Source organism: Marinobacter sp. NSM, assembly GCF_052380025.1.
Classification (GTDB): domain Bacteria; phylum Pseudomonadota; class Gammaproteobacteria; order Pseudomonadales; family Oleiphilaceae; genus Marinobacter.
Genome location: NZ_JBQTCK010000001.1, coordinates 69098 through 94095 on the forward strand (window position 1 = coordinate 69098; position 24998 = coordinate 94095).

Consider the following 24998-nt stretch of genomic DNA (forward strand, 5'->3'; position numbering starts at 1 on the left):
GCGGCCGGCCCCGTCATTGTGACAGGCCGGCCGGATACAGTGGCGGCAAACCTGCTGTGTCGGTCGGGGCCACCTGACGCTTTCTCAGGTCTTCCAGGCATCTGGTCAGCTCTTTGGTCACCAGGTCGCCATGGGATGGTGAATGATTGGAGAACAGCCTTTCCTGAAATCGCCCGACCGCTTTCGCCAGGCCCGGGTCCCCGCTAAAGTCGATGACATCCTCCACAGTGACGAAACCCTGACCGGGAAATCGCAGTCTTGCCCATTTCACCATGAGCCCGGTGGTCTGGGCTGAGAGGCCATCAATGGCCGCCTTGAGCGTGGCGAAAGCCTGTTGTTCGCTTGCATCCTCCGGATGACTCTCGTGATGTGCTGGTGTATTCCGCTTGCGGGAATACCACCACAATCCTGCCGTGGCCAGCCACAAGCCTGCCAGAACGAGGCTGGAGATGAACCAGGGTGAAACCCCGGCCGCGCCAGATGGCATCGTCACGGTTGCCTCCGGCAGCGAGTCCGGCGTTGGTCCGGACTCCGATAACGGCGCGGCGACCACGGCGCTTCCACCTGAAATCGTGTATTCGCGTGGTGGCAATTCTGCGTATTCGAGCTCGTCGGTCTGCGTGTTCCACCAGGGAATGCGAATAGCCGGCAACGCGGTTTCGCCGGATTGCACCGGCACCAGGGCAGAGACCTGCTGCAGGGTCGAGCGCAGGCCGTCAGCGGTGGTTTCGGTGTTTCTCAGTGGCTGCTCCGGGTAGCTGCGGATGGCATCGGGCACGTTTTGGGGCAGCGCTGGCAGGGCTTCGGATGGTAGCCCCACGGCTTCCAGAGTCAGTTTTCGGTTCAGGTTGCTGCCCGCGTCCAGTTCTCCGGAGGGAGGCAGCCCTTCATCGGTCAGGCTCAGTTGGCTGGCAGGCAACCAGGTTTGATTGGCGGGATAGCTGTCGGGTACCGGCTTTACCCTTACATCGAAGAGCTCCTGGCGGTCTCGCAGAAAGCGGAGCTGGCCGGAGGCATCACGGGCTTGCCCTTCAAAACGGATCGGAGACAGCGTCAGCTCACCCGGTTGTTGCGGGAAAATGGCGTAGCTTCGCTCGACCACACGGTAGCGAACCCCGTCGCGGTAGCGAGCGTATTCCCGTTGCTTGCCCAGGGGTTCAATGATTGCGTCGGGATGTTCGGGTTCCGACAGTTCGCCCCGTATCAGGTTGCCGGAGAAGAACAGCTGGATAGTCAGTACCAGTTGTTCCTGTACATACACCTCGGCTTTATCCGCTGCCAGCTCGATAAAGCTGTCCCTGGCAGCGGCGGTTTGATTGGGCGGGGTGCCGTCGGTTACCTCGATCGTGACCGGGGAGGAGCTGGCATCTTTGAACGTCAGCTCCGGGATGGTCAGGGTGCCGGTTCGGTTGGGGGCCAACTGGTAGGTCCAGGTAATCTCACCGACCATGTCATTGTTGACCATTTGCACGCTGTAACGCTGATTCCGCGCGAGAATCTCGAAATCCGGTTCGACTTTCTCGATATCCGGTGATGGCAGCTGAGACAGGTCGAAGTTGAACAGGTTGTTCAGGTTAATGTCGATTTTCATCGAGCCTTTGACCGTCAATGTAAGGACTTCCCCCTGATACAGTTGGGTGCGGTCTGGCTCTACCGACAGGGTGTCTGCGAGGGCCGAGGAGGCTGTCAGCAACACGAGCAAGCCCAGACGGCTGATGGTTTTTAGAAAGCGTTTTACCATGGTGTGTCGCCCTCTTCTGCTGTGGTCTGACGTTGTTGGTGTTGCTGCAGGAATTTGCGTTGCAGCAGTCCGCCGGGGTTGTCGGGTACGCGTCTGAGCCACTGTTCCTGGCCCTGGGTGAGGGGCTGCTCAGAGATGGCTGCTGGCGCCTCGGCGGTCTGCTCGCCGGTGTCCTGCTCTGTGTTCTCGGACGGTTCCTGCGGGTCGCCCTCGGCTGTGTCCGGTTCGGGCTCGCCATCGCTCTGATCGGTGTCATCGGGCTGATCAGCATCTGGCTGCCGGGATTGGCCTGGGTCATTGCCCTGATCGTTCTGTTCCGATTCTGAACCTTCGCCCTGCTGTGAATCCTGGCTCTGGTCACCGGAACTGTCTTGCTGGTCCTGATTATCCTGGCTCTGATCACTGTTTTGCGAACTTGAGTCCTGCTGTTGTTCCAGCAACTGTTTGATCAGTTCATGGTTGGCCCGGGCATCTTCGAAGTCGGGCTGATCATTCAGGGCTTCTTGGTAGGCGTCGAGAGCCTGCTTCAGTTGCCCGGCCCGGGCCAGGGCATTGCCACGGTTGTAATGGCCAGCGGCGCCAGGTTGGTCTACAAAGGCCTGGGCGGCGTCATCGAATCTTCCATCGCGGTATAGGGCGGAGCCCCGCCAGCCTGGTTTCTGAAGTAAATCAGCGGCCCGTGCCGGGTTCTGCTCGATCAACTCAGGACCTCTTTGGTCTTCTCGCTGCCAGAGCCCTCCCCAGTCAAAGGCCATCACCGGACGGGGAGCGAGCGTCAGCGGCAGGATAGCCATCGCACAAATGGCAAACGCGCCTTTTCGCCAGCCCAGCAGTAACAGGGGCAGTGCAAGCCACAACAACCAATAGCCATCATCCTGCCAGCGATTGACGGTCAGGCCATCTTCGCCCCGGGACCAGTCATCACGTACCTCCGGTTGCAGTCGCAGTTGCCGGATGTCGGTGTCACCCAGGGTCAGCTCGTGGCTTAGGCCACGGTTTTCCCGAGCGAGCTTGGCAAGGCTGTCCGGATCGGCCCGGGTGATGACAATGTTTCCGTTATCCCTGATGAAGCCGCGCTTGGCCAGGGGTATGGGGCCGCCCTCCCGGGAGCCCACTGCCAGGGTATTCAGGCTGTATGGAGTGCCTTGCAACCGGGCGCGGATATCGCTGTGGTGGCGGGCCGGTACGTCATCAGCAATGAGCAGAATCCGACCTTGGCCCGGCGCCCCCTGTTCCAACAGCTCAACAGCGCGCCTGATTCCGAGGTCAGCCCGATTACCCTGGGCAGGCATGATGGTCGGTTCCAGCACGTTGAGCATGGCTTCAATGGTACGGCGATCTTCGGTCAGGGGTGTCACCACATGGGCATCACCAGAATACACCAGCAGTCCGGTCAGGCCGCCTTCCCGGGCGGCCAGAATGTCCCGGATCTTGCGTTTGGCCAGAGTCAGCCGGTCTGGCTCAACATCCGTGGCCAACATGGATAACGACAGGTCCAATACAATCACCAGGCTGTCTTCGGGCTGTTTCAACGGCGTTGGTGCCTGGCGCCAACTGGGGCCTGAAAGTGCTATCGACAGGGCGAGGATGCCGAGGCTGAGTGGTAGCAGGGGAGGGATGGTCCGGGCTCCGGGTTGCTGGCCCTGGCGACGGATCAATGGGTTCAGCAGCGCTGGCGGGATATATTGCTCCCAGCCAGTACCGCCTTGCCGGAGCCGATGGCGCATCAGGTAAAGCAGGGGAATGGTCAGCGCCAGCAGCAGCCAAAGTGGGCGGATCAGGTGAAAATCAGCCATGGTCTGCCTCCTGATTATCCGCCTTGCGCCTTAGACCCGCGCCTAACCTTGTTGCCAAGAGGATAAGCCATAAGCCAATCGCTGCGCTGGCAGGCCAGACATAGAGTTCGGTGACGGGGCGATAGAATTGCCCCTCCTGTTCAATGGGCTCCAGTTGGTTGATGCTGTCGTAGATCATTTCGAGTTCCGGCAAGCTGCGGGCCCGGAAGTATCGCCCGCCGGTCATCTCGGCCATTCGGGTCAGCAGGTCTTCGTCCAGGTCGCGGGAGGGGTTGACCCGTCGGGTTCCCAGCAGTCCTCGCTGGACCATGGAATCCGCTCCGATGCCGACGGTATAGACTCTGACGCCGGCTGCCTGGGCAATCTCGGTGGCTTTGTCCGGCGTGATCTGGCCAGCTGTGTTGGCGCCGTCTGTCAGCATTACCACCACCCGTTGGTCCTGGGGCCGATCACGCAGTCGTTTGACCGACAGTCCGATGGCATCGCCGATGGCGGTGGCCCTTCCGGCCATGCCTATGCCGGATTCATGCAACAAGGTGCGTACGGTTTCCCGGTCAAAGGTCAGGGGAGCCTGCACATAGGGTTCTGTGCCGAACAGGATAAGCCCGAGCCGGTCACCCTCCCGGTGGTCAATAAACTCATCGAGTACTCGTTTTACCGCCTCCAGCCGATCGATGCCACGACCGTGCAGGACCATGTCTTTCTCATCCATACTCGGGGAGATGTCCACCGCCAGCATCAGGTCGCGACCACTGACCGGCATCTGGATCTGCTCGCCAACATGCTGGGGCCTGGCGATGGCCACGACCAGACACAGCCAGGCCAGCAACAACAGTAGCTGCCGCCATCGGGGTGTTGCCTGACCACTGCTGCTGACGCCGGGCAACCCGGAAAGCCAATGGCCGACAGGAATCACCGGTGCGTCGCCCGCCTGCTTGCCATGCCGGCGGACCATCAGCAGTGCCGGTAGCAACGCCAATAACAGAAGCCAGGGGTGGGCGAGGCTCATCATAACTGCGCCTCCAGCCATAGGGTGGCGAAATCCAGCGCCTGATGTGGGTTGGCCGTTGGGTTGGGTTGCCAGGTGCTGATCACCATGGCTTCCACCACCGGCCGAGAGGCAATCCGGTTGCTCGGCGCGGTTGCCAGCAAAAAGGCGATCCACTGCTCGCCAGACATGGCTTGCGGATTCTGTCCGGGGTGGCTCCGCCGCGCCACCCGCTTCAGCAATGCATTGAGTTCACTGAACCAGTCCGGGGTCTTGCTGGCACGGGCTTCAAGATCGGCCATTAGACGACGGGCTTCACGGCGCCATGCTGTATGTCGGCGTTGTCGGCGCCAAAGAATCACCGCGGCTACAAGGCCAACGGCGCATAGCATCGCCAGAAGCCACCAGCCAGGTGCCGGCGGCCAGATTCCGCCCGTGTCCGGAAGGTGGATATCCCGTAGTTGGGCCAGTGGATCCTGTTCGTTCATCCGATACGACCTCCCGGACCCAGCAAGATACGCAGTGCGGCGGCAGGTTCCTGTTGAGTCAACACCGTGGCTGCCTGCACCCCGGAGGTGCGGAAGCAGTCACCCAGTTGCTGTTCATGGGTGGCTACTTTTTCGCGCCATGCCCTCTGGAAGGCCGGGTTGGAGGCGTCGAACCAGATGGGGCCATCCGGGCCTGCAACGGCGAAACGCCCGCTAGTTGGTAACTCATTTTCCAGAGGGTCAAGAATACGGATGGCGCTGACGCTGTTGTGCCTGGCCAGTGCGCCCAACAGGCTGGTTGTTGTGTCTGTTACCGTCATGAAATCGCTGATCACAAAAATCCGACTGCCGGTATGGGCCACCCGGCGGGCCTCTGCCAGTGCGGTATCAAGCCGGTGTTCGTTAGCGGCGGACGGGGCGGGCGGTGAGTCCGACCGGTGCTGCAGGCCGGCCAGCTGGTCCAGCAGGCGCAGTACCGACTTCTGACGCCGAGCCGGGCGCAGTACTTCCAGTTTCCCGTTGTTGAACACCAGCCCACCTACCTGGTCGCCGGCCCACAACGCCAGCCAGGCGAGCAATGCTGTGAGCTGGGCACAACGTACCTGCTTATAGGCGCCGGCACTGGCGAAAAACAGGGTTGGGCCCAGGTCAGCGATCAATAGAACCGGTCGCTCCCGTTCTTCTTCGTACAGTTTGGTATGGGGAGCCTGACGCCGGGCGGTTACCCGCCAGTCGATACTCCGGATGTCGTCCCCGGGCTGATACTGACGAACTTCGGAAAAGGTCATTCCACGGCCTCGCTGGCGAGATTGCCGGAGGCCAGACTGGCGGGACCGCACCGGCCGTGCCGAAGGCAGCTTCAGTGCCCGGGCGTCAGCCTGGAGTCGCACCAGCTCCTGCAAGGTGATGTGGGTGGCGGGAATTGGGTTAGCCATGCTGTCGTTACTGCCTCCTGCTGCAGGTAACTTCAGGCTGTCACCGGAACCTGGTCAATCAGTCTCTGGAGCACGGTGTCTGCGGTCATGCCTTCAGCCTCGGCTTCAAAGGTCAGCAAAATCCGGTGCCGAAGCACGTCAAAGGCCATGGTCCGAACATCGTCCGGTGTGACGTAATCCCTGCCGTCCAGCCAGGCCAGGGCGCGGGCGCAGCGGTCCAGCGCAATGGTGCCGCGGGGGCTGGCGCCGAACGCGGTCCAGCGGGCCAGTTCCGGGTCCAGGCTGGCGGCATCCCGGGTGGCAAGAATCAGGGCTAACAGGTACTGCTCGACCGGTTCTGCCATGTAGATGTCCGATACCGCCTGGCGTGCAGACATCACCTGATCCTCTGTTAGACGAATGTCTACGTTCGGGATTCCCTGACGGTAGTCGCTGCGAGCAAGGTGCAGAATCTGTCTCTCGGCATCGGCAGACGGGTAGTGAATCACCACATGCATCAGGAAACGGTCGAGCTGGGCTTCCGGCAGCGGGTAGGTGCCTTCCTGCTCGATCGGGTTCTGGGTGGCCATCACCATGAACAGTTTGGGTAATGCGAAGGTTTGCATGCCAACACTGATCTGGCGCTCTCCCATGGCTTCCAGCAGGGCGGACTGAACCTTGGCTGGTGCGCGGTTGATTTCATCGGCCAGTACCAAGTTGTGAAAGATGGGCCCGCGCTGGAACTCGAACAGGCCCGTCTCAGCCCGATAGATCTCGCTGCCTGTGACGTCGGACGGAAGTAGATCCGGGGTGAACTGGATACGGTGGAAATCACCCTCAAGGTGGTCGGAGAGTGCTTTTACGGCGGTGGTTTTGGCCAGGCCGGGGGCGCCTTCCACCAGTAAATGGCCATCAGCCAGCAAGGCAATCAGCAGCCGGTCTACCAGTTTCTCCTGGCCGATGATGCGTTTTGCCAGTTGCGCACGGAGGTCACCAAACGTTTGCTGTAACGACATGAAATTCTTTGCTCTTGGTTCTTGATAGTCCAGCGGGCGCGGGACGAAATTCTGCGTAAGTAGTTGTCGCAGTTTTGGTGTCTGGCCGGCAAAAATCAAGGGCTTGACTATGCTTATGTGACGATACCCTGATTACGTTTACTTCACACAAACCAGAGGTTGAATATGAATGCGCTGACAATCGCCAGCAAGGATCAGTTTTTTGAACAGTTGGCCGATGCGTTCTCAGAGAAGATTGCAAAGACCGAGGCGAAAAAGATCGCGGAATTCGCCCGACAGCATTATGCGCATGTTCCTCTAGAGGAATTGGTGAGTCGCCGGTTTTCAGATACCTATGGTGCGATGCTTGCGGCGTGGCAGTTTATCCAGAAACGTAATGCCGAGGCGACACCTGTTTCAGTATTCAATCCCGATCTGGAAAGCGACGGATGGCAATCCACTCATACCGTCATTTTCATCCTGCACCCTGACATTCCGTTCCTGATCGATTCGCTACGAATTGCTATTAATCAGCGTGAGATCGGGACGCACTCCATTCAATATTCCATCCTGAATGTGCAGCGGGACAAGGATGGCAAGCTCAAGAAATTGCTATCCACTAAAAAGGCGACGGCCGGTGCCGCCTACGAATCGTTTATTGTCCTCGAGATAGACCGGCACAGCGCTCCGGAAGATCTGCGTAACCTTGAGGATGCCCTGCAGAATGTGCTCCACGAAGTGCGGATTGCCGTGGAGGATTTTCCGGTTGTCAAAAACAAGGTGAGTGAGATTCTTTCCGAACTCGAGGCCACGACGGCTGGCATCAGTGACGAAGGAAAGCAGGAGGCGAGGGCCTTCCTGCAGTGGTTGGTGGAAGATCACTTCACGTTCCTGGGCTATGACGAGTATGACTTCGCGAAGGACAAACAGGGCATGGTGGTCCGCCGGGTTGAAAATTCGGAGCTGGGCATTCTGAGGGTCAACAACGAACGCCCTGACAAGGTTCGCCTGAATGAGCTGCCCCAGCGAACCCGGCACGAGATGACCCGCACGGACGATATTTTCATCTTTGCCAAGTCGGCACAGCGTTCCCGGGTACATCGCCCGGCGTACCCTGATTACATCGCGGTCAAGAAATTCAACAGTAAAGGTGAAGTGGTCGGTGAGCGCCGGTTCCTGGGGCTGTACACCGCCAGGGTATACAACGAGCGGCCCGATGAAATCCCCCTGCTGCGCCGCAAATTCCAGAGTGTCATGAAGCGTTCCGGTTTCCTGACCGATGACTACGCAGGCAAGGAGCTGGAGCAGATACTCACTCTGTATCCCCGAGACGAACTGTTCCAGATTGAAACCGATGAACTGTTGCGGGTGGCCAAGAGTATCCTGTACATCCAGGAGCGTCGGCGGATCGAGCTGTTCATGCGCGAAGACGTTTACGGCCAGTTCGTAACCTGCCTGGCGTTCTTTCCCCGTGATATCTACAACACCGAGCTGCGCTTGAAGGTTGAGCAGGTACTGCTGGACCGGCTGGAAGCGGAAGACATCGAATTCGTTACCCACTTCTCCGAATCGGTGCTGGCCCGGGTACAGTTCACCATCCGGGTGCCGCAGGTTGAAAACCGGCAGCTGCCGCTGGCGGAAATCCGGGACAAGGTCATTGAACTGGCGCAATCCTGGCGTGATGGCCTGTATGAGGCGCTAAGTGAAGCCTACGGAGAGGAATACGGTAACGATATGTACCGGGTCTGGGCCGGTGGCTTCCCAGCGAGCTATACCGATATGTTCTCTCCCCGGCGGGCGGCTATTGATTTGGAGCACATTGTCGCCTCGGCCCGTAACGATGACCTGGCCATGAGTTTTTACCGGGCGCTGGAGGAAGACGAGAGCACCTTGCACTTCAAGCTGTTCTATCCGGATGAACCGCTGCCCCTGTCGGATGTGATGCCGATTTTCGACAATCTCGGCTTTCGTGTCATCGGAGAGCACCCTTTCGAGGTCATCGACCGTACCGGCAAGGCGGTATGGATTCACGATTTCACCCTGCAGGCTCATTCCGGCAGCGTGGTCGACATTCATCGCATTCGCCCGATCTTCGAGGAGCTTTTCCGCCGAGTATGGCACGGTGAGGCGGAGAACGACGCCTTCAACCGGATGATGCTGTCGTCCTACATGAGCTGGAGGGAAATCGCGCTGTTGCGGACTTACGCCCGCTATATGCGCCAGATCCGCTTCTCCAATAGTCAGACCTTTATCTCCAACACCCTGGTGAACCACGTCAATCTGACCCGGACACTGCTGGAGTTGTTTGAGATCCGTTTCAATCCGGACCGGTTCCAGAGCCGGGGCAAGTGCGAGGCAGCTCAGCAGAAGCTGGAAATTGAGTTCAATGCCGGCCTTGATGAAGTTGAGAACCTCAGTGAAGACCGGGTGCTGCGGCTGTTCATGGAACTGATGCAGGCCACGTTACGCACCAATTATTACCAGCCGGATGCCGACGGTCAGCCGAAGCCGTACATCAGCGTGAAGTTTGACCCAACCCGGATACCGGACATGCCGTTGCCCATGCCCATGTTCGAGATCTTCGTGTACTCGCCGAGGGTTGAGGGTGTGCACTTGCGTGGTGGTAAAGTGGCCCGTGGTGGCCTGCGCTGGTCCGACCGTTTCGAGGACTATCGCACTGAGATCCTGGGCCTGGTCAAGGCCCAGCAGGTGAAGAATGCCGTCATCGTGCCTGTTGGCGCGAAAGGTGGTTTTGTGGCCAAGCGCCTGCCAGATCCTTCGGACCGCGAGGCGTTCCAGGCGGAGGGTATTGCTGCCTACAAAACCTTCATTCGCGGGCTGCTGGATATCACTGACAATCTGGTGGATTCGGCCATTGAGCCGCCGCAGCGGGTGATCCGTCACGATGACGATGATCACTATCTGGTGGTTGCTGCGGACAAAGGCACGGCGACCTTCTCGGACATTGCCAACGGATTGGCGGCCGAATACGGCTTCTGGATGGGCGATGCGTTCGCCTCCGGCGGCAGTAATGGCTATGACCACAAGAAAATGGGCATCACTGCCCGGGGTGCCTGGGTGTCGGTTGAGCGGCACTTCCGCGAAATGGGCATCAACCCCGCGGTAGACGAATTTTCCGCCATTGGTATTGGCGACATGGCCGGCGACGTTTTCGGTAATGGATTGCTGTGCTCCGAGAAAACACGGCTGGTAGCGGCCTTCAACCACATTCACATTTTCATCGATCCCAACCCGGATGCTGAAAGGAGCTTCAAGGAGCGTAAGCGGCTGTTTGAGTTACCCCGTTCAGCCTGGACCGACTACGATGCCAAGCTGATTTCCAAGGGGGGTGGCGTATTCAGCCGGAGCGCCAAGTCCATTCCGGTTAGCCCGGAGATGAAAAAGCTGCTGGGTATCAAGGCCGACCGTGTTCCGCCCAATATGCTGATTAGCCACATTCTTAAGGCGGAAGTGGATCTGCTTTGGGTGGGTGGTATTGGCACCTATGTGAAATCTGCCTCTGAAAGTCACTCCGATGTAGGCGACAAAGCCAACGATGGCCTTCGGGTCAACGGCGGTGAGCTGCGCTGCAAGGTGGTCGGAGAGGGCGGTAACCTGGGCTTTACCCAGCTCGGGCGCATCGAGTACGCCTTGAAAGGCGGTCGGCTGAATACCGATTTCATCGATAATTCTGGTGGTGTGGATTGCTCGGACCATGAAGTGAACATGAAGATCCTGCTCAATCGTGCGGTCGCCATGGGCGATCTCACCGGCAAGCAGCGCAATATCATGCTCGAAGAAATGACCGACGATGTTTCCGCATTGGTGCTCAAGAATAACTACCGCCAGACCCAGGCCATCAGCATTGCCAGTATCGACACGGCGCCACGCCTGGAAGAGTATCGCCGGCTGATGAATACCTTCGAGGGGCAGGGCAAGCTGAACCGGGATCTGGAGTTTCTGCCGGACGACGAAGCGTTGTCCGAGCGCAAGCTGGCCAAGAAGGGCCTGACCCGACCTGAATTGTCGGTGCTGATTTCCTATGTCAAAGGCGACCTGAAGCAGACCTTGATTGACAGCGACCTGCCGGATGACCCGCTGCTGGCCGGGGAAATGTACAAGGTGTTCCCGAAGGAACTCACCAAGCGGTTTTCCTCGGAGCTTGGCGAGCACCAGTTGCGGCGGGAGATCATCGCAACGCAGATTGCCAACGATATGGTTAACCACATGGGTATCACCTTTGTCGAGCGGCTGAACCAGTCAACGGGCGCGGATGCGGCATCCATTGCCCTGGCCTGGATTATTGCCCGCGACGTCTTCCGCATTGACAACTGGTGGGACCGCATTGAAGCACTGGATTACCATGTGTCCGCCAGTTTGCAGATAGAACTGATGCAGGACCTGATGCGCCTGATGCGACGGGCTGTGCGCTGGCTGCTTCGCAATCACCGCGCAGAGCTCAATATCCAGAGCCATATGGAACGCTTTGCCGACAGCGTCTGGGCGATTACGTCCAGCCTGCCAGAGTACCTGGGTGAACAGGCTTGTGCCGTCTGGGAAAAACGCCATTCCGACCTGTCCAGCGCGGGCCTGCCAAAAGACCTCGCTCAGGTGCTGGCGGGTACCGGGTATCTGTACTCGTCCCTGGGTATCATCGAGGCTCAGGAAGCAACGGGTATGCCGCTGAAAACCGTGGCTAATCTGTACTACGACCTGGGTGAGCGGCTTGATCTGAACTGGTTCGCCAACTCCATTGCGGTGCTGACACCGAATTCCCATTGGCAGGCGCTGGCCCGTGAGAGCTTCCGGGAAGATCTGGATTGGCAGCAACGGGCCCTGACGACGGGCGTCCTTAAGCTGGCCAGAAAACCCGAGGATGTCATGAACAGTGTGGACGCCTGGCAGGTGAAGCATCAGCCCATGATTGATCGCTGGAAAGCCATGCTGGCCGAGCTGAAGAGTGCCCGGGAGCCCGAATACGCAATGTTTTCAGTGGCTCTGCGGGAGCTGTTGGACCTGGCCCAGAGCACCATGCACCAGTCCCCCGAAGACGCCAAAACCAACTGACTCTTGCGTTATGCCGTTGATTCCCGTTCAATCCCGGGCGGGAATCAAGGCCGGGAGACGTGTAAATGCCACACCTGCAACATTTATTGGAGAGAAACCGTGCCTGGGCGGACGGCATCAAATCGGGCGATCCGAAGTTTTTCGAGCGCCTGAAGAACCAGCAGGCGCCGGAATATCTCTGGATTGGGTGTGCAGACAGCCGGGTGCCGGCTAACCAGATCGTCAATCTTATGCCGGGGGAGTTGTTTGTGCACCGCAACGTGGCGAACGTGGTGGTGCATACGGACTTTAATTGCCTGTCGGTACTTCAGTTTGCGATCGACGTGCTGAAGGTCAAACACATCATGGTTGTTGGCCACTATGGTTGCGGTGGGGTGCGTGCAGCTCTGCTGAACGAGGGCTTCGGCCTGATTTCAAACTGGCTGCGCCATGTACAGGATGTTCGGGACCGCCACCAGTCCGTTCTGGATGCCTTGCTGACGGTTGAGGACCGGGTGGACCGCCTGTGCGAACTGAACGTGTTGGAACAAGTAGCCCACGTGTGCCAGAACAACATTCTCCTGGAGGCATGGCGCCGTGGCCAACCCCTGACCGTTCATGGATTTGTCTACGATGTGGCCGATGGCCTGCTGCGTGACATGGGGCTGGCGATCACCGGTGAAGAGGAGCGGGAGAAGGTTCGTCAGAAAAACCTTCAGGCGCTGGTGGAGCGACCCGTTCGGTCAGGTCGTCAAAAAACATGACACCTTAAATGTCAAAAAGTGTCAAAGAACCGTGACGAGCGTCACTTGTTGACCCTTGGCGTCATCACAGATGGTCACCCCTGTGTTTGGTACAGTAGTTACTGTAGTAATGAGGGAGGTGACCATGAAAGAACTGATGCAAAAGGCCCTGAGTGCAATCGAAGCTCGCAGAAACGCGGCCACGACCATGAACAGTAATCGGCAGGACAGCAAGCGAAGCGAACCCCGCCCCCAGGAAGACTGGGGAATGTCACCGGAAGATGCACTGCGTGTCGGCACCGTTGCTCGATACAAGTAAGGCCTTCAGCAGGTGCCCACTGGTGTTCTGATTTTCTGCTCCGTTTCCCTTTCTGATAAAGCCCTGATGTGCCGCGATGGCAGACTCAGGGCTTTTTTCCGGTTAGCATAACGCCTTTTACGATCTCCAACGGGCTTGCTATCCATGTCTGCACTGACCAATACCCACGACGTTCTTCTTCGTAACCGCGATCTGTTACAGGGACGGCTTGCCTTACTGGGTGTTACTGAGCCTCTTGTACTGTTCCAATGTGGTGACAGTGGCCTGGCCATGAGTGAGCATGCGGGCGTATACAGCGCACTGGCACAGCGGTCTGGCTGGAAGACCTGTTTTGGCTACGACACCGATGGTCTGGCCGCCGCAGATTACGACACGGTTGTGGTTTTTCTGCCCAAGGCCCGGGCGGAGCTGGCTTTGCGCCTGACAATGGCTCGGTTTCTGGGTTGTGAAGGCGCCAGGTTGGTGCTGATTGGCGAGAAGAAAGAAGGCATCGGTGGTGCGGTCAAACAGTTCAACGAAGTGGCTTCCGATACGGGCAAGGTGGACAGTGCCCGGCATTGTCAGGTCTGGGTCGGCACCAATAGTCAGCCCCTGTCGGTGTTTGATGTTCGTGAATGGATCAGCTGGAGCGAGCTCGAGTGTGCAGGCGTTGAAATCGCCGTGGCTGGACTGCCGGGGGTATTCAGTGAAGGGGAGCTGGATGCGGGCACGCGGATGCTGCTTGAAACCCTGGCGGAGTCGCCCTTGAAGGCGGAGCGCGTGCTCGACTTTGCCTGCGGCGCCGGCGTGATCGGTAGCTGGTTGCAGGGCTTTGCCAAGCGGCAGGGGCGCTCACCGGTGACAGTGGACGGCGTGGATGTCCAGGCCCAGGCTGTGCTTTGTTCCGAAGCCACCTATGCCAAGGCAGGCCTGCATGGCCAGATCTACGCTGCCGACGGGCTTTCGACCCTTGAAGGGCGGTGGCAGGCGGTAGTGACCAATCCGCCGTTCCACAGCGGGGTCAAAACCGACACGTCCATGACCGAGCAGTTTCTCCGGGATGTGGCCGGTCACCTGGTGCCCGGAGGGGAGTTGCGCCTGGTGGCAAACAGCTTCCTGCCCTATGAGGGCGACATCCAGCGGCATATCGGGCCGGTAGAGCGACTGGCTCAGGATCGTCGCTTTACGGTTTATCGGGCTTTTCGCCGCGCCAGTGCCGGGTTGCGCCCATAAAAAAAGCCCCTGGGGTAAGGGGCAAAAGTGTATCTCCGGAAAAGTGCCATTCGTCCGGGCATGAATAGCCGGACAACGTAACCGGAAAGGGTGTTCGGCGTGAACAGCTCTAACTTAGGATTATTTTCTAGAGTAAACAGCCTAAAACCGGTCATTTTCATCAAACCTGAAACAGAGTGCCCAAAATGACAACCGCAACGTTAGAGTTCTCTGCTGGTCAGCGAGTGCTCTGTCGCCCCGGCGTGAGTGACCCGAACTTACGTGCCTGGGATGCAGCGGATGAGCTGCTTCTGGATGAAGCCATACGCCGAGTGCACGCTGGCGATCGCGTATTGGTGGTAGATGACCAGTTTGGCGCACTTACGCTCGGGTTGTCTGACTACGCACCGGTATCGGTGGCAGACAGCGCAGTTCTTGAGGGTGCATTGAGCACTAACGCTCCTTTGAATCCGGGTATACCTTCCCCTGCACAGCTGGCCAGTTGGCTGAATCCACCGCAGGGGCCCTTTGACCTGATCGTCATGCGTGTGCCGCGTCAGAGCGAATACCTGGCGTGGCTGCTGCGCTGGGTGAATTCCGCACTGGCAGGCAATGGCTGCCTGCTTGCCGGGGGCATGATCAAGCACCTTCCAGATCGCAGTGTTGACGTATTTGCCGAAGCCATGCCCAGGGAAGCGGTTCTGCCAGCGCGCAAAAAGGCGCGTGTTGTGGCCTGTCGCCGGGGAGAGGCAAGCCTGGCGGGCTGGTCAGGGCTGTGGAAAGCTTATTCCGTTCCGGACGTTCCAGTCGCCGTGGAGGCCATGCCTGCGGTGTTTGCCCGGGACCGTCTGGACATTGGTACCCGTGAATTGCTGCCACTTGTAGCCCCTGCCGTTGCCCGGCTCCCAAAGGGTGCCCGGGTACTGGATTTGGCTTGCGGTAACGGTGTTCTGGGGTTGGCGGCACTGGCCTGCCGCGACGATATCCGTGTGGAATTTGCCGATGTGTCCGCCCAGGCTGTGGCGAGTGTACGGCATAATCTGATGCGTTGCGGGTTTGAAGCAAGGGCCAGCGTCTGCCATTCCGACGGCGTCGACAGGGGCGCGGGAAACTATCAGCTGATTCTGCTCAACCCGCCGTTTCATGAGGGTGGGGTAGTAGGCGATCACATCGCCTTGAGGCTATTCCGGGATGCTGCCCGGCACCTGGAACCCGAGGGCACCTTGTTGATGGTGGGGAATCGCCACCTGGGGTATCACCGCTCCCTGAAACGCTATTTCAGCAGTGTGGTACAGCGGGCGGCAAGCCCGCGTTTCGTCGTTTTTGAAGCCTGCCTGTGAACCCTCAGCTCCCGGCTGTCGGCGGCCGGTCGTAGCCGAGCCGGGCCAGGGTGTCTACGATGGTCTGGGTCTGGCTGTCTACCTCAATGTTCACCCTTTGCCCTTGCTCAGCGCTTCCGAACGTGGTGGCGCGCAGGGTTTCCGGGATCAGGTGCACGTTAAACCGGTTCGCCTGAACCTCGCCGATGGTCAGGCTGGCGCCGTTGATGGCGATATAGCCTTTCGGGAACACGTACTTTTGCCACTCTGAAGGAAGTTCGAACCACAACGTTACGTTATTCTCTGGCCGAACGATGTCCACCAGGGTAGCCGTGGTATGAATGTGGCCGCTGAGCAGGTGGCCGCCGATCTCATCGCCAATTCGAGCTGCCCGTTCAAAGTTTACTGTGTCTCCGGGGGATAGCTCCCCAAGTGTGGTCAGGCGTAGGGTTTCCTGCATGGCGTCAAAATAAAGGCGGGTTCCGTCCTGTCGAGTGACCGTCAGGCAGGTTCCGTTAATGGCAACCGACGCCCCGATGGTCACGCCTTCAACCCGTGCCCCTGGAAAGTCGACTACCAGAGTATTCAGGCCCGGTGATGCAATAATCTCGGTGACTTTGGCGATACCCTGAACAATACCGGTAAACATAGTGGTGCTCCTGAACCCTGATGTGATCGAGCAAGGATACCGGTGGCCGGTTCGGTTGCCAAGAAAGCCCGCTGAACAAGCGTCGGCAAACAGGACATTCAAGAAACAGTCGTATTGGCCGATACTTGCAAAAGGAACGAACCGATAAGGTGGCCTCATGGCTGAGCAAACAGCAAAGAACCCGACAGACGATGCCAACGCTCCGGGCGCGGTCCTGAGGCCGGGCCGTGCGGCTGATCCGGTGCCCGACGCTGCGGGGTCTGCCCTGAACTCGGCTCAGCGCACTGCGGCTCTGCAAGCATCAGAGGCGGCGCGGTCGGAGTCTGATCGAACCCCGGAGCCCGCCGAACAGGAGGGGGGTGATGAGCAGGACAACGAGGCAGGGCGCGAGTCACAGGGTGACATAGAGAAAGCGCTGGCGGAATCAAAGCAGCGCAAGCTAAGACTGATGCTGCGCCAGTGTGATCGGGTGCTGCTGATGGATTTCGACCTGTTGTCGATGTCTGACTGGCCAGCCAACTATCAGATGGCTGCCGCCCGCCGGAGTCGCGACCTGTGGGTGTTCAGTGCACTGGTGGCCGCCACCATTTTTCTCTCCGGGCTCACCGGTTTCATCCCGGCCTGGATTGCCGGTGGTGGCTTTGGAGCCTTCGTTATCATCCTGTTGCTGGGAGTGCCGAGCATCCGGCGGATCTACACTGAGAAGCCGTCCTATCTGGACCTTGTGGTTAAGCGGCAGCGCCTGCTGCGTGATGCCCGGAAGCACGTGGAGCATCTGGAAGGCAAGGAGGGGTTGGTGTGGCAATGCGCCAGGATGGCGGAGTATAACCCTGCACTGAAGCATCCCAGGTTCAGCGATATTATCCGCTTGAGTGAACAGCGGGTTCTGGCCAGGCAACTTGTCCGGCGGGAGTATGTGCGCCTGTATCTGATTTACATGCTGGAAGCAGAAAAGGCGTACAGCCGCGTTCAGCAGGCGTTTTTCGATGGTAATCAGGAAGCCATCGATAAGGGTTGGCAATCGGTTGCCGCGGTGCCGGCCGAGCGAACTTGACATGGTGGGTCTTCAAACGTATGTTTCAAACAGACGTTTGCTAGAGGCACTGAAAACAACATGGCGCAGTCTGATACCGTTGACCGCATACTCGACGCTGCTGAGGAGCTGTTTGCCGAGCGGGGGTTCTCCGAAACATCACTCCGGATGATCACCAGTAAGGCTAAAGTAAATCTGGCCGCTGTCAATTATCACTTTGGGTCTAAAAACGCGTTGATCCACGCGGTTTTTGCCCGATTTCTGACGCCATTTTCGGCGACTCTGGAAACCGCCTTCGACGACCTGGAAGAGCGGTGTGACGGCAATCCCCCCACGCTAAACCAGACCCTCTGGGCGCTCACTGAGAGTGCCATACGGATGCCCCAGCGCAATGAGCGTGGCATTTCCATCTTCATGCGCCTGTTGGGGCTGGCTTACACCCAGTCCCAGGGCCATCTGCGAAAGTTCCTGGAGCAGGAATACAGCCAGCCGTTTGGCCGGTTCATGCGACTGCTCAAAGAGGCTACGCCGGAACTCACCGCCGTTGACCGTTACTGGCGCATCCAGTTCATGCTGGGAGCCACGGCGTTCACCATGTCCAGCAGTGATGCTTTGCGGGATATCCTGCAGAACAAACTGGGTGTTGAAACCTCCGTGCAGGAGATTGCCGCCAGGCTGGTGCCATTCCTGGCAGCCGGCATGCAAGCGCCCGATAAATTGCTGACTCCGCCACCTGAGAGCAAAGTCTCTGTTGCCTGAGGTTCCCCGCCTCGGGTAGGCTTCCCTCTGGTTTTTAACCGGAGGGAGCCGTGCCCCCTGTACACACACCATCCAGCCTGATCTCGCACATTGAGATTTCCATCACCGACCAGACCCTGGTGCTGGTGGATTGCAGCGGGCAGGCGTTAGCCCGTTACCGGATATCCACGGCCCTGAATGGTCCCGGGGAGCGTAACGCCAGCGGTTGCACACCTCGCGGTGAACACTATGTGCGGGCCATGATCGGCCGCGGCCTGCCGCTGAACACGGTGTTTATCGCGCGCAGGCCCACCGGTGAGCGCTATTCGCCAGAGGTGGCCGCGGCGCACCCAGACAGGGACTGGATCCTGTCCCGTATTCTCTGGTTGTGCGGCCGTGAATGGGGGCGTAATCGTGGGCCAGGAGTCGATACGTTTCGCCGCTTTATCTACATCCATGGCACGCCGGATACCGAGCCTATGGGCGTTGCCCGCTCCCATGGATGCATTCGCATGCGCAATCAGGACGTTGCGGACCTGTTTGAACGCGTTGCGCCGGGCACACGGGTCTTGATTCTTTAATTACTGACGTTCAGAGAGATACGATGATCGGAGAAGCATTAAGCATTTTGAACAGCTGGATAAAAGATTTCGGAATGCTTTCGGAAGGGTGGCGTGCCGGTATTCTGATTTTCATGCTGGTGTTTGCAACGGCCACTGCGGCATTCATTGCGTCCCGCGTGATCGTTGCCCTGGAGAATAAATTCAGTGCCACCCGTAATCTGTGGGACGACGCTGTGCTCCATGCCGCCCGCAAGCCGGTTGTGGCGTTTATCTGGCTGCAGGGGGTCTACTGGGCAGCTGAGGTGGCCCACCACTTCTCCGATGCTGAAATCTTCAAGGCGAACGGTACGCTGTTGCAGATCGGATTTGTCTGGGTGTTGGTCTGGGCCATGCTCAGGCTGGTCAAAGAAGCGGAGAAGATACTCACCTCGCCCATGAAAATGCGCAAACCGATGGACTACACCACGGTGAACGCTATCAGCAAACTGCTGAGGGCAGTGATCATCATCACGGCGGCTCTGACCGGATTGCAGACCCTCGGCTTTAGTATCTCCGGGGTTCTTGCCTTTGGTGGTGTGGGCGGTATTGCCGTTGGCTTTGCAGCTAAAGACCTGCTGGCGAACTTCTTTGGTGGCTTTATCATCCATCTGGACCGACCGTTCAAGGTGGGCGACTGGGTGCGTTCGCCGGATCGGAGTATTGAAGGTACGGTGGAACACATTGGTTGGCGCCTGACCACTATCCGGACCTTCGACCAGCGCCCGCTCTATGTGCCGAATGCAGCATTTACCACGATTGCGGTGGAAAACCCGTCGCGGATGTTTAACCGTCGGATTTCAGAGACGATTGGTATCCGTTATGCCGATATCAGTTCGATGAAGCAGATTGTCGATGATGTTCGTGACATGCTCAAAAACCACGAGGAGATTGACCTGGACCGCACTCTGATTGTCAATTTCCTGGCATATGGGCCGTCTTCCCTGGACATTATGGTCTACACGTTTACCAAGACTACCCAGTGGGTTCGTTTCCATGAGATCAAGGAAGACGTGTTGCTGAAAATCAGTGAAATTATTGAAAGCCACGGTGCGGAAATCGCCTTCCCGACACGCACTCTGCACCTGCCGGACGGCGTAAAAGTCTGCGGCGACAATCAGGAGCAGTCAGCGTCTGAGCCAGCCAGCAAGGATGGCCGGGGGCAAGACTCAGGAACACAGGCGGAGAAACAGAATGAAAGCAGTCGCTGATAGCAAGCCGGTTGGTATCATTGGTGGAACCGGGCTGACCAGCCTCAGTGATCTCACCATTGTGGGTGAGGAAACCGTATCCACCCGCTGGGGGGAGCCGTCTTCCGCCCTGGTTCATGGTGTGCTGGGGCAGCAGAAGGTGACTTTCCTGGCCCGCCACGGTAACCCGCACAGGATTCCGCCCCACGAGGTTAACTATCGGGCCAATATCCAGGCGCTCTACGATGCTGGTGTCCGCACCCTGGTGGGTGTTAACGCTGTTGGCGGCATCCACCCTGAGATGGGGCCGGCCCATGTGGTCATTCCTGATCAACTGATTGACTACACCTGGGGCCGCCCCAGTACCTTTTTTGAAGGGGAGCTGGAGCACGTCACCCACATCGATTTCACCTGGCCTTACGACGAGCAGGCCCGGGCGTTACTGGTTGCCACCGCAAAGGAGGCGGCGGTTTCGTTCTCGGACTTTGGTGTTTATGGCGCCACCCAGGGGCCGCGGCTTGAAACGGCAGCAGAGATACGCCGAATGGAGCGTGATGGCTGTGATATCGTGGGTATGACCGGCATGCCGGAAGCGGTGTTGGCGGCGGAACTGGGAATGCGCTACGTGAGTCTGGGCCTGGTGGTGAACTGGGCGGCGGGCAAATCCGACCACATCATTACCATGGCCGAGATTGAAGCGGCCATTGAGCAGGGAATGTCCGGGGTCCGGTTGATCCTTGAGCGCTCAATGGCCGGTCTTGGTCAGCTTGAGCTGCTCACTCCACCCGCTTGAAGAACACCAGTACGCCGATAGTGGGGGAGTCGATGAAGTGGATTTCCTCACTGCGCATGCGGCGGGTTTCCCTGATCCAGGTGATCAGTTGAAGTGGTGAAGCCGGCGTGGTTGTCTCGGACAGGCCGAAGCTGGCGTCGCCTTCTGTGCCTGGCCATGGGTCTGATGCTTCCGAGGCGCCAGGCTCCATGGCGTCTTCTGAAACGTTCTGTGTTACCTGCATAACTCGCGGCGCGCTCTCGTCAATCATCCAGTGGTTCAGATGAATGCCCACGTGCAGGAACCGCTGGCGGTCAATGGTGATGTGGCCTTCCACCGCTCGCAGGCCCGCTTGCTGTAGCCAGTCTCCCAGCGCAATCTCAAGCGGCTCGCCGTCGTAATCCGGCGGGAAGGTCTGGTACCAGCCCGTGGCCGCGAGTACCCGATAGTTACCGCTGTTTTCAAGCCGTCGGGCAGCCTGGTTCAGGTGCAGCTCACTCTGTGGAACCAGCTTCAGATCGGATTGCCGGCGACCATCGGCCTGGTCTACCCAGAGGGCTTTGTCGGGGCGAATGGTGGGCTCAACCTGTTTGCCGGACATTTTTTCTTCAATGCCGGACGGGTCAACCAGTCGTTCCAGGATAACGAATTCCGCTCGGTAGTAGTCCCGCGGTGAATTGCCTGACTGGCTCTGGGCCATCAGGGTGGTCGGGGTGAGCATGAAGGCCGCTGCCAGAAGGGCACCGATCACTGTGTGCCGTAAACAGAAATGCTGGGCTTGCAATAGTCTTACTCCACCTGAGTCGTTGATTGCTCACGACGCCTTGGCTGGTTTGGTATCGGGCGTCAATTCCGTGAGCATGGCTGCAATGGCGTCGAGTTTACCACTGGTTGAATCATCATTCAGCCGGAAGCGGAAGCTGTTGGCGCCTTCCAGCCTGTAAGTATCTGGTGCGGATTGCACTTTTTTAACCAGCACCAGGGGGTCCACCGGTGTGGTTGCACCGAACTCCAGTCGCACCCATTCCTTGCCAGCGTCCACTTTCCCGATGCCCAGGGCCTCGGCTTTCAAACGCAGCCGGGTCTGGTTGATCAGATTCTTGGCCGGTTCCGGTAATAGTCCGAAGCGGTCGATCATCTCAACCTGAAGTTCTTTTAATTCATCTTCGGTCTGTACGCTGGCAATGCGCTTGTACAGCATCAGGCGGTTGTGCACATCGGGCAGGTAGTCGTCGGGAATCAATGCCGGGATGCGCAGATTCATTTCGGTGCCGTGGCTCAACGGCAGTTCCGCATTCGGGGTACGGCCTTCGCGAATGGCCTTTACCGCCTCATCCAGCAACTGCATGTAGAGGGTGAAACCAATACTTTCAATTTGTCCGCTCTGTTCCTCGCCCAGCAACTCGCCGGCGCCGCGGATTTCCAGGTCGTGGGTGGCCAGCATGAAGCCGGCGCCCAGGTCCTGGGCCTCGGAGATGGCGTCCAGGCGCTTCTTGGCGTCGTTGGAGATGCTCTTGGGTGGTGGCGTCAGCAGGTAGGCATAGGCCTGGTGGTGCGACCGGCCAACGCGGCCGCGCAACTGGTGCAGCTGGGCCAGGCCAAACTTGTCGGCCCGCTCGATAATGATGGTGTTGGCGCTGGGAATGTCGATGCCGGTTTCCACAATGGTGGTGCACACCAGCACGTTGAAGCGCTTGTGGTAAAAGTCCGACATGATCTGTTCCAGCTGCCGCTCCCGCATCTGGCCGTGGGCCACGCCCACTCGGGCCTCGGGGATCAGCCGGCGCAGGTCTTCGGCGGTTTTTTCAATGGTCGACACATCGTTGTGCAGGAAGTACACCTGGCCGCCCCGCAGTATTTCCCGCAGTATGGCTTCTTTTACCGTGGCCTCTTCACGCTGGCGCACGAAGGTTTTAACCGATAGCCGGCGGGCCGGCGGCGTGGCGATGATCGACAGATCCCGCAGGTGCCCCATGGCCATGTTCAGGGTTCTCGGGATCGGCGTAGCGGTCAGCGTGAGCATGTCCACCTCCGCCCGCAGGGATTTCAGCCGCTCTTTCTGCTGAACACCGAACCGGTGCTCCTCATCGATAATGACCAATCCCAGATTCTTGAACTTCACATCGCCCTGCAGCAATTTGTGGGTGCCGATCACGATGTCTGCCTTGCCTTCCTCGATCGCGGCCATGGCTTTGGTGGTCTGGCTGCCACTTCGAAAACGGCTGAGCAGTTCCACTGTGACCGGGGTGTCGGAAAAGCGGTCCCGGAAGGATTCGTAGTGCTGCTGGGCGAGCAGGGTAGTGGGTACCAGCACGGCCACCTGCTTGCCGGACCAGGTGGCCAGGAAGGCGGCCCGCATGGCTACCTCGGTTTTGCCGAAGCCCACATCACCGCATACCAGACGATCCATGGGGCGCTCGCCGGTCATGTCTTCGAACACCGACTGAATGGCCACTTGCTGGTCCGGCGTCTCCTCGAACGGGAAACCGGCGGCAAAGGCCCGGTAGGCCTCTTTCGGATCTTCAAACTGAAAGCCTTTGCGAGCTTCACGGCGGGCGTAAACGTCCAGCAGCTCGGCGGCGGTATCGCGTATCTTCTCCAGGGCCTTTTGTTTGGCATTGTTCCACCGGTCGGTGCCGAGCTTGTGCAGGGGCGCGTGCTCTTCGTCGGTGCCGGCATAGCGGGAAATCAGGTGTAGGCTGGAGACCGGCACATACAGCTTGGAGCCACCAGCGTACTCCAGAGTCAGGAATTCATCGGCCTGGCCGCCGGCATGGATGGTTTCCAGGCCTTTGTAACGGCCAACGCCGTGGTCGATATGCACCACCGGCGAGCCGATACGCAGCTCGGACAGGTCCCGGTAGCCGTGGTCGTCCACTTCCGTGGGCTTTTCACGCCGGCGCCGCTGCAGAACCCGTTCGCCGAACAGGGCGGTTTCAGTAATCAGAGCGAGGTTCTGCTCCGGTAGCACCATTCCCTGTTCCATCGGCGCAATGGTGATGGCCAGGGCAGCATTATCGCTCTCGCTAAAATCCTGCCAGCCGCTGACGGTGACAGGCTTTAGCTTGTGATCCCGCAGGTTCTCGATCAGGGCTTCGCGCCGACCGGAAGATTCGGCGCAAATCAGCACGCGGCCCGGGAATTCCTTGATAAAGCGTTTGAGTCGCCCGGCCGGGTCTGCGGCCCGGCCATCCATGGCCACGTCCGGTAATGGTGTGGCGCCGCAATTGGCAGTGCCGGCGCCGTCCATGGCGTCGGGGGTGCAGGTGATGCGCGGGTATCGCTTGATCTGGCTAAATACTTCGTCCTGTAGCAGGAAAAGCTCGGCCGGCGGCAGAATCGGTCGCAGGCGGTCGTGCCGGCGGTCCTCGTGCCTGGCGCGGGTTTCCGCATCGAAAGCCGCAACAGCATCGTTCAGGCCGTCTGCGGTAAACACCAGTGTGGTGGCCGGCAGGTAATCAAACAGAGTGGCGGTCTGGTCAAAGAACAATGGCAGGTAATACTCGATGCCCGGCGGGGTAATACCGTTACTGACGTCCTGATAGACCGGGGCGTCTTTGTCGGCATGGGGGAAATGTTCAAACCAGCGGTTGCGGAAGCCGGAGCGGGCCTCCTTGTGCCAGGGGAACTCATGGGCTGGCAGCAGTTCGATCTGTTCGATTCGGTCAATGGAGCGCTGGGTTTCCGGGTCAAACGTGCGCAAGGTTTCGATTTCGTCGTCGAACAGGTCAATCCGGTAGGGCAGGTTGGAGCCCATCGGGTAGATGTCCAGAATCGCCCCGCGCACCGCGTATTCGCCGTGCTCATACACATTTTCAGCGTGGTGATATCCCGCAGCCTCCAGTTGCATGCGCCAGCTGTCGATATCCAGGCGCTGGCCTACTTTTAATAGCAGGGTGTTGCCTTGCAGGTAACTTGGCGGCGCCAGCCGATGCATCAGGGTGCGGGCGGGCACCACCAGAACACCGTGGCGTGTGGATGGCAACCGGTGCAGGGTGCGGATACGCCTGGAAGTAATGTCCTGGTGGGGTGAAAACAGGTCGTAGGGCAGGGTTTCCCAGTCCGGCAGCGACAACAGCTCAAGGCCGTCTTCGGTTACCGTGGCGCCGTCTTCTTCCGGTGGCAGGTTCAGGAAAAACCGGATGGCTTGTTCCAGGCGGATGGCCTCATCGGTGCTTCGGGTGACCACCAGGGTCAGTCCTTTGTGCAGCTTGGCGCTCTCGCAGATGGCCAGGGCGTCGCTGCAGCCGTGAAGCTGGCCCCATTTGCGGTGGTCGGCGCTTTTATCCGGCAGCGTCGGGGCAATCAACGGGGCGGGTGAGGCCGCACGGGCGGAACCTTGGGGCATGAGCTGTCAAATCTCCTGAGTTGGCGCGTCTGGAACCGAGCGGCGCTATTCTAGCGTTCGGGGGTTTCAGTGTCATGGCTGGTACCGACAAATCGCTATTTGCCGTCGGGCGTCTTAAGTTGGATAATG

The 24998-nt window shown here is 59.0% G+C and carries 19 protein-coding genes; 10 read left to right on the plus strand and 9 right to left on the minus strand.

All coding sequences use genetic code 11. The features are described from left to right. Positions 1-13: 13 nt before the first annotated feature. From ACTZWX_RS00345 to ACTZWX_RS00370, 6 genes are read right to left on the minus strand one after another with little or no spacing between them, the layout of a single operon-like run. The gene (locus ACTZWX_RS00345) at positions 14-1741 is read right to left on the minus strand and encodes a BatD family protein (RefSeq protein ID WP_444712268.1); all 1728 of its coding nucleotides are present in this window, start codon (positions 1739-1741) and stop codon (positions 14-16) included. Continuing rightward, the gene (locus ACTZWX_RS00350; RefSeq protein ID WP_444712269.1) at positions 1735-3537 is read right to left on the minus strand and encodes a VWA domain-containing protein; all 1803 of its coding nucleotides are present in this window, start codon (positions 3535-3537) and stop codon (positions 1735-1737) included. The genes ACTZWX_RS00345 and ACTZWX_RS00350 overlap by 7 nt, the downstream gene beginning before the upstream one ends. Next, a complete protein-coding gene (locus tag ACTZWX_RS00355; protein WP_444712270.1) occupies positions 3530-4549 on the minus strand; it encodes a vWA domain-containing protein in 1020 nt (339 codons plus the stop codon). Before ACTZWX_RS00355 ends, ACTZWX_RS00350 begins: the two co-directional genes overlap by 8 nt. Beyond that, positions 4546-5013, minus strand: a complete 468-nt coding sequence (locus ACTZWX_RS00360; protein WP_444712271.1) for a DUF4381 domain-containing protein — start codon at positions 5011-5013, stop codon at positions 4546-4548. The genes ACTZWX_RS00355 and ACTZWX_RS00360 overlap by 4 nt, the downstream gene beginning before the upstream one ends. Then, a complete protein-coding gene (locus ACTZWX_RS00365) occupies positions 5010-5948 on the minus strand; it encodes a DUF58 domain-containing protein (RefSeq protein WP_444712272.1) in 939 nt (312 codons plus the stop codon). Before ACTZWX_RS00365 ends, ACTZWX_RS00360 begins: the two co-directional genes overlap by 4 nt. 32 nt (positions 5949-5980) lie before the next feature. Continuing rightward, positions 5981-6943 (minus strand): AAA family ATPase, encoded by a 963-nt coding sequence (locus ACTZWX_RS00370; RefSeq protein WP_061331841.1) that lies wholly within the window; start codon positions 6941-6943, stop codon positions 5981-5983. A 165-nt stretch (positions 6944-7108) separates the two neighbouring features. On the opposite strand from ACTZWX_RS00370, the gene ACTZWX_RS00375 reads away from it, so the two are divergent. The 5 genes from ACTZWX_RS00375 (at position 7109) to ACTZWX_RS00395 (ending at position 15561) form a co-directional block, all read left to right on the plus strand. Next, entirely contained in the window at positions 7109-11989 is a 4881-nt protein-coding gene (locus tag ACTZWX_RS00375) for an NAD-glutamate dehydrogenase (protein WP_444712273.1), read from the plus strand. Positions 11990-12054: 65 nt separating this feature from the next. Then, positions 12055-12732 (plus strand): carbonate dehydratase, encoded by a 678-nt coding sequence (gene can, locus ACTZWX_RS00380; RefSeq protein ID WP_444712274.1) that lies wholly within the window; start codon positions 12055-12057, stop codon positions 12730-12732. A 124-nt stretch (positions 12733-12856) separates the two neighbouring features. Beyond that, entirely contained in the window at positions 12857-13030 is a 174-nt protein-coding gene (locus ACTZWX_RS00385; RefSeq protein ID WP_444712275.1) for a hypothetical protein, read from the plus strand. 144 nt (positions 13031-13174) lie between these two features. Next, on the plus strand, positions 13175-14242 hold the full coding sequence (locus tag ACTZWX_RS00390; RefSeq protein ID WP_444712276.1) for a methyltransferase: 1068 nt from the start codon (positions 13175-13177) through the stop codon (positions 14240-14242). A gap of 185 nt (positions 14243-14427) precedes the next feature. Continuing rightward, positions 14428-15561, plus strand: coding sequence for a class I SAM-dependent methyltransferase (locus tag ACTZWX_RS00395; protein WP_444712277.1), 1134 nt, complete (start codon positions 14428-14430; stop codon positions 15559-15561). Positions 15562-15565: 4 nt separating this feature from the next. Here the strand turns inward: ACTZWX_RS00395 and ACTZWX_RS00400 are convergent, their stop codons facing one another. Continuing rightward, positions 15566-16189: a riboflavin synthase subunit alpha gene (locus ACTZWX_RS00400; protein WP_444712278.1), complete on the minus strand. Its 624-nt coding sequence runs from the start codon at positions 16187-16189 to the stop codon at positions 15566-15568. A gap of 157 nt (positions 16190-16346) precedes the next feature. On the opposite strand from ACTZWX_RS00400, the gene ACTZWX_RS00405 reads away from it, so the two are divergent. From ACTZWX_RS00405 to ACTZWX_RS00425, 5 genes are read left to right on the plus strand one after another with little or no spacing between them, the layout of a single operon-like run. Next, positions 16347-17243, plus strand: a complete 897-nt coding sequence (locus ACTZWX_RS00405) for a hypothetical protein (protein ID WP_444712279.1) — start codon at positions 16347-16349, stop codon at positions 17241-17243. Between the two features lie 60 nt (positions 17244-17303). After that, the gene (locus ACTZWX_RS00410) at positions 17304-17981 is read left to right on the plus strand and encodes a TetR/AcrR family transcriptional regulator (protein WP_061331848.1); all 678 of its coding nucleotides are present in this window, start codon (positions 17304-17306) and stop codon (positions 17979-17981) included. A 50-nt stretch (positions 17982-18031) separates the two neighbouring features. Then, positions 18032-18541 (plus strand): L,D-transpeptidase family protein, encoded by a 510-nt coding sequence (locus tag ACTZWX_RS00415; protein WP_444712280.1) that lies wholly within the window; start codon positions 18032-18034, stop codon positions 18539-18541. 23 nt (positions 18542-18564) lie between these two features. After that, positions 18565-19770 carry a mechanosensitive ion channel family protein gene (locus ACTZWX_RS00420; RefSeq protein ID WP_444712281.1) on the plus strand — a complete coding sequence of 402 codons (1206 nt, stop codon included), beginning with the start codon at positions 18565-18567 and terminating at the stop codon, positions 19768-19770. Further along, positions 19754-20542, plus strand: coding sequence for an S-methyl-5'-thioinosine phosphorylase (locus tag ACTZWX_RS00425; protein ID WP_444712282.1), 789 nt, complete (start codon positions 19754-19756; stop codon positions 20540-20542). The genes ACTZWX_RS00420 and ACTZWX_RS00425 overlap by 17 nt, the downstream gene beginning before the upstream one ends. Here the strand turns inward: ACTZWX_RS00425 and ACTZWX_RS00430 are convergent. Further along, positions 20526-21272 (minus strand): CsiV family protein, encoded by a 747-nt coding sequence (locus tag ACTZWX_RS00430; RefSeq protein WP_444712283.1) that lies wholly within the window; start codon positions 21270-21272, stop codon positions 20526-20528. The genes ACTZWX_RS00425 and ACTZWX_RS00430 overlap by 17 nt on opposite strands. A 63-nt stretch (positions 21273-21335) precedes the next feature. Then, entirely contained in the window at positions 21336-24869 is a 3534-nt protein-coding gene (mfd, locus tag ACTZWX_RS00435) for a transcription-repair coupling factor (RefSeq protein ID WP_444712284.1), read from the minus strand. Positions 24870-24998 lie beyond the last annotated feature (129 nt).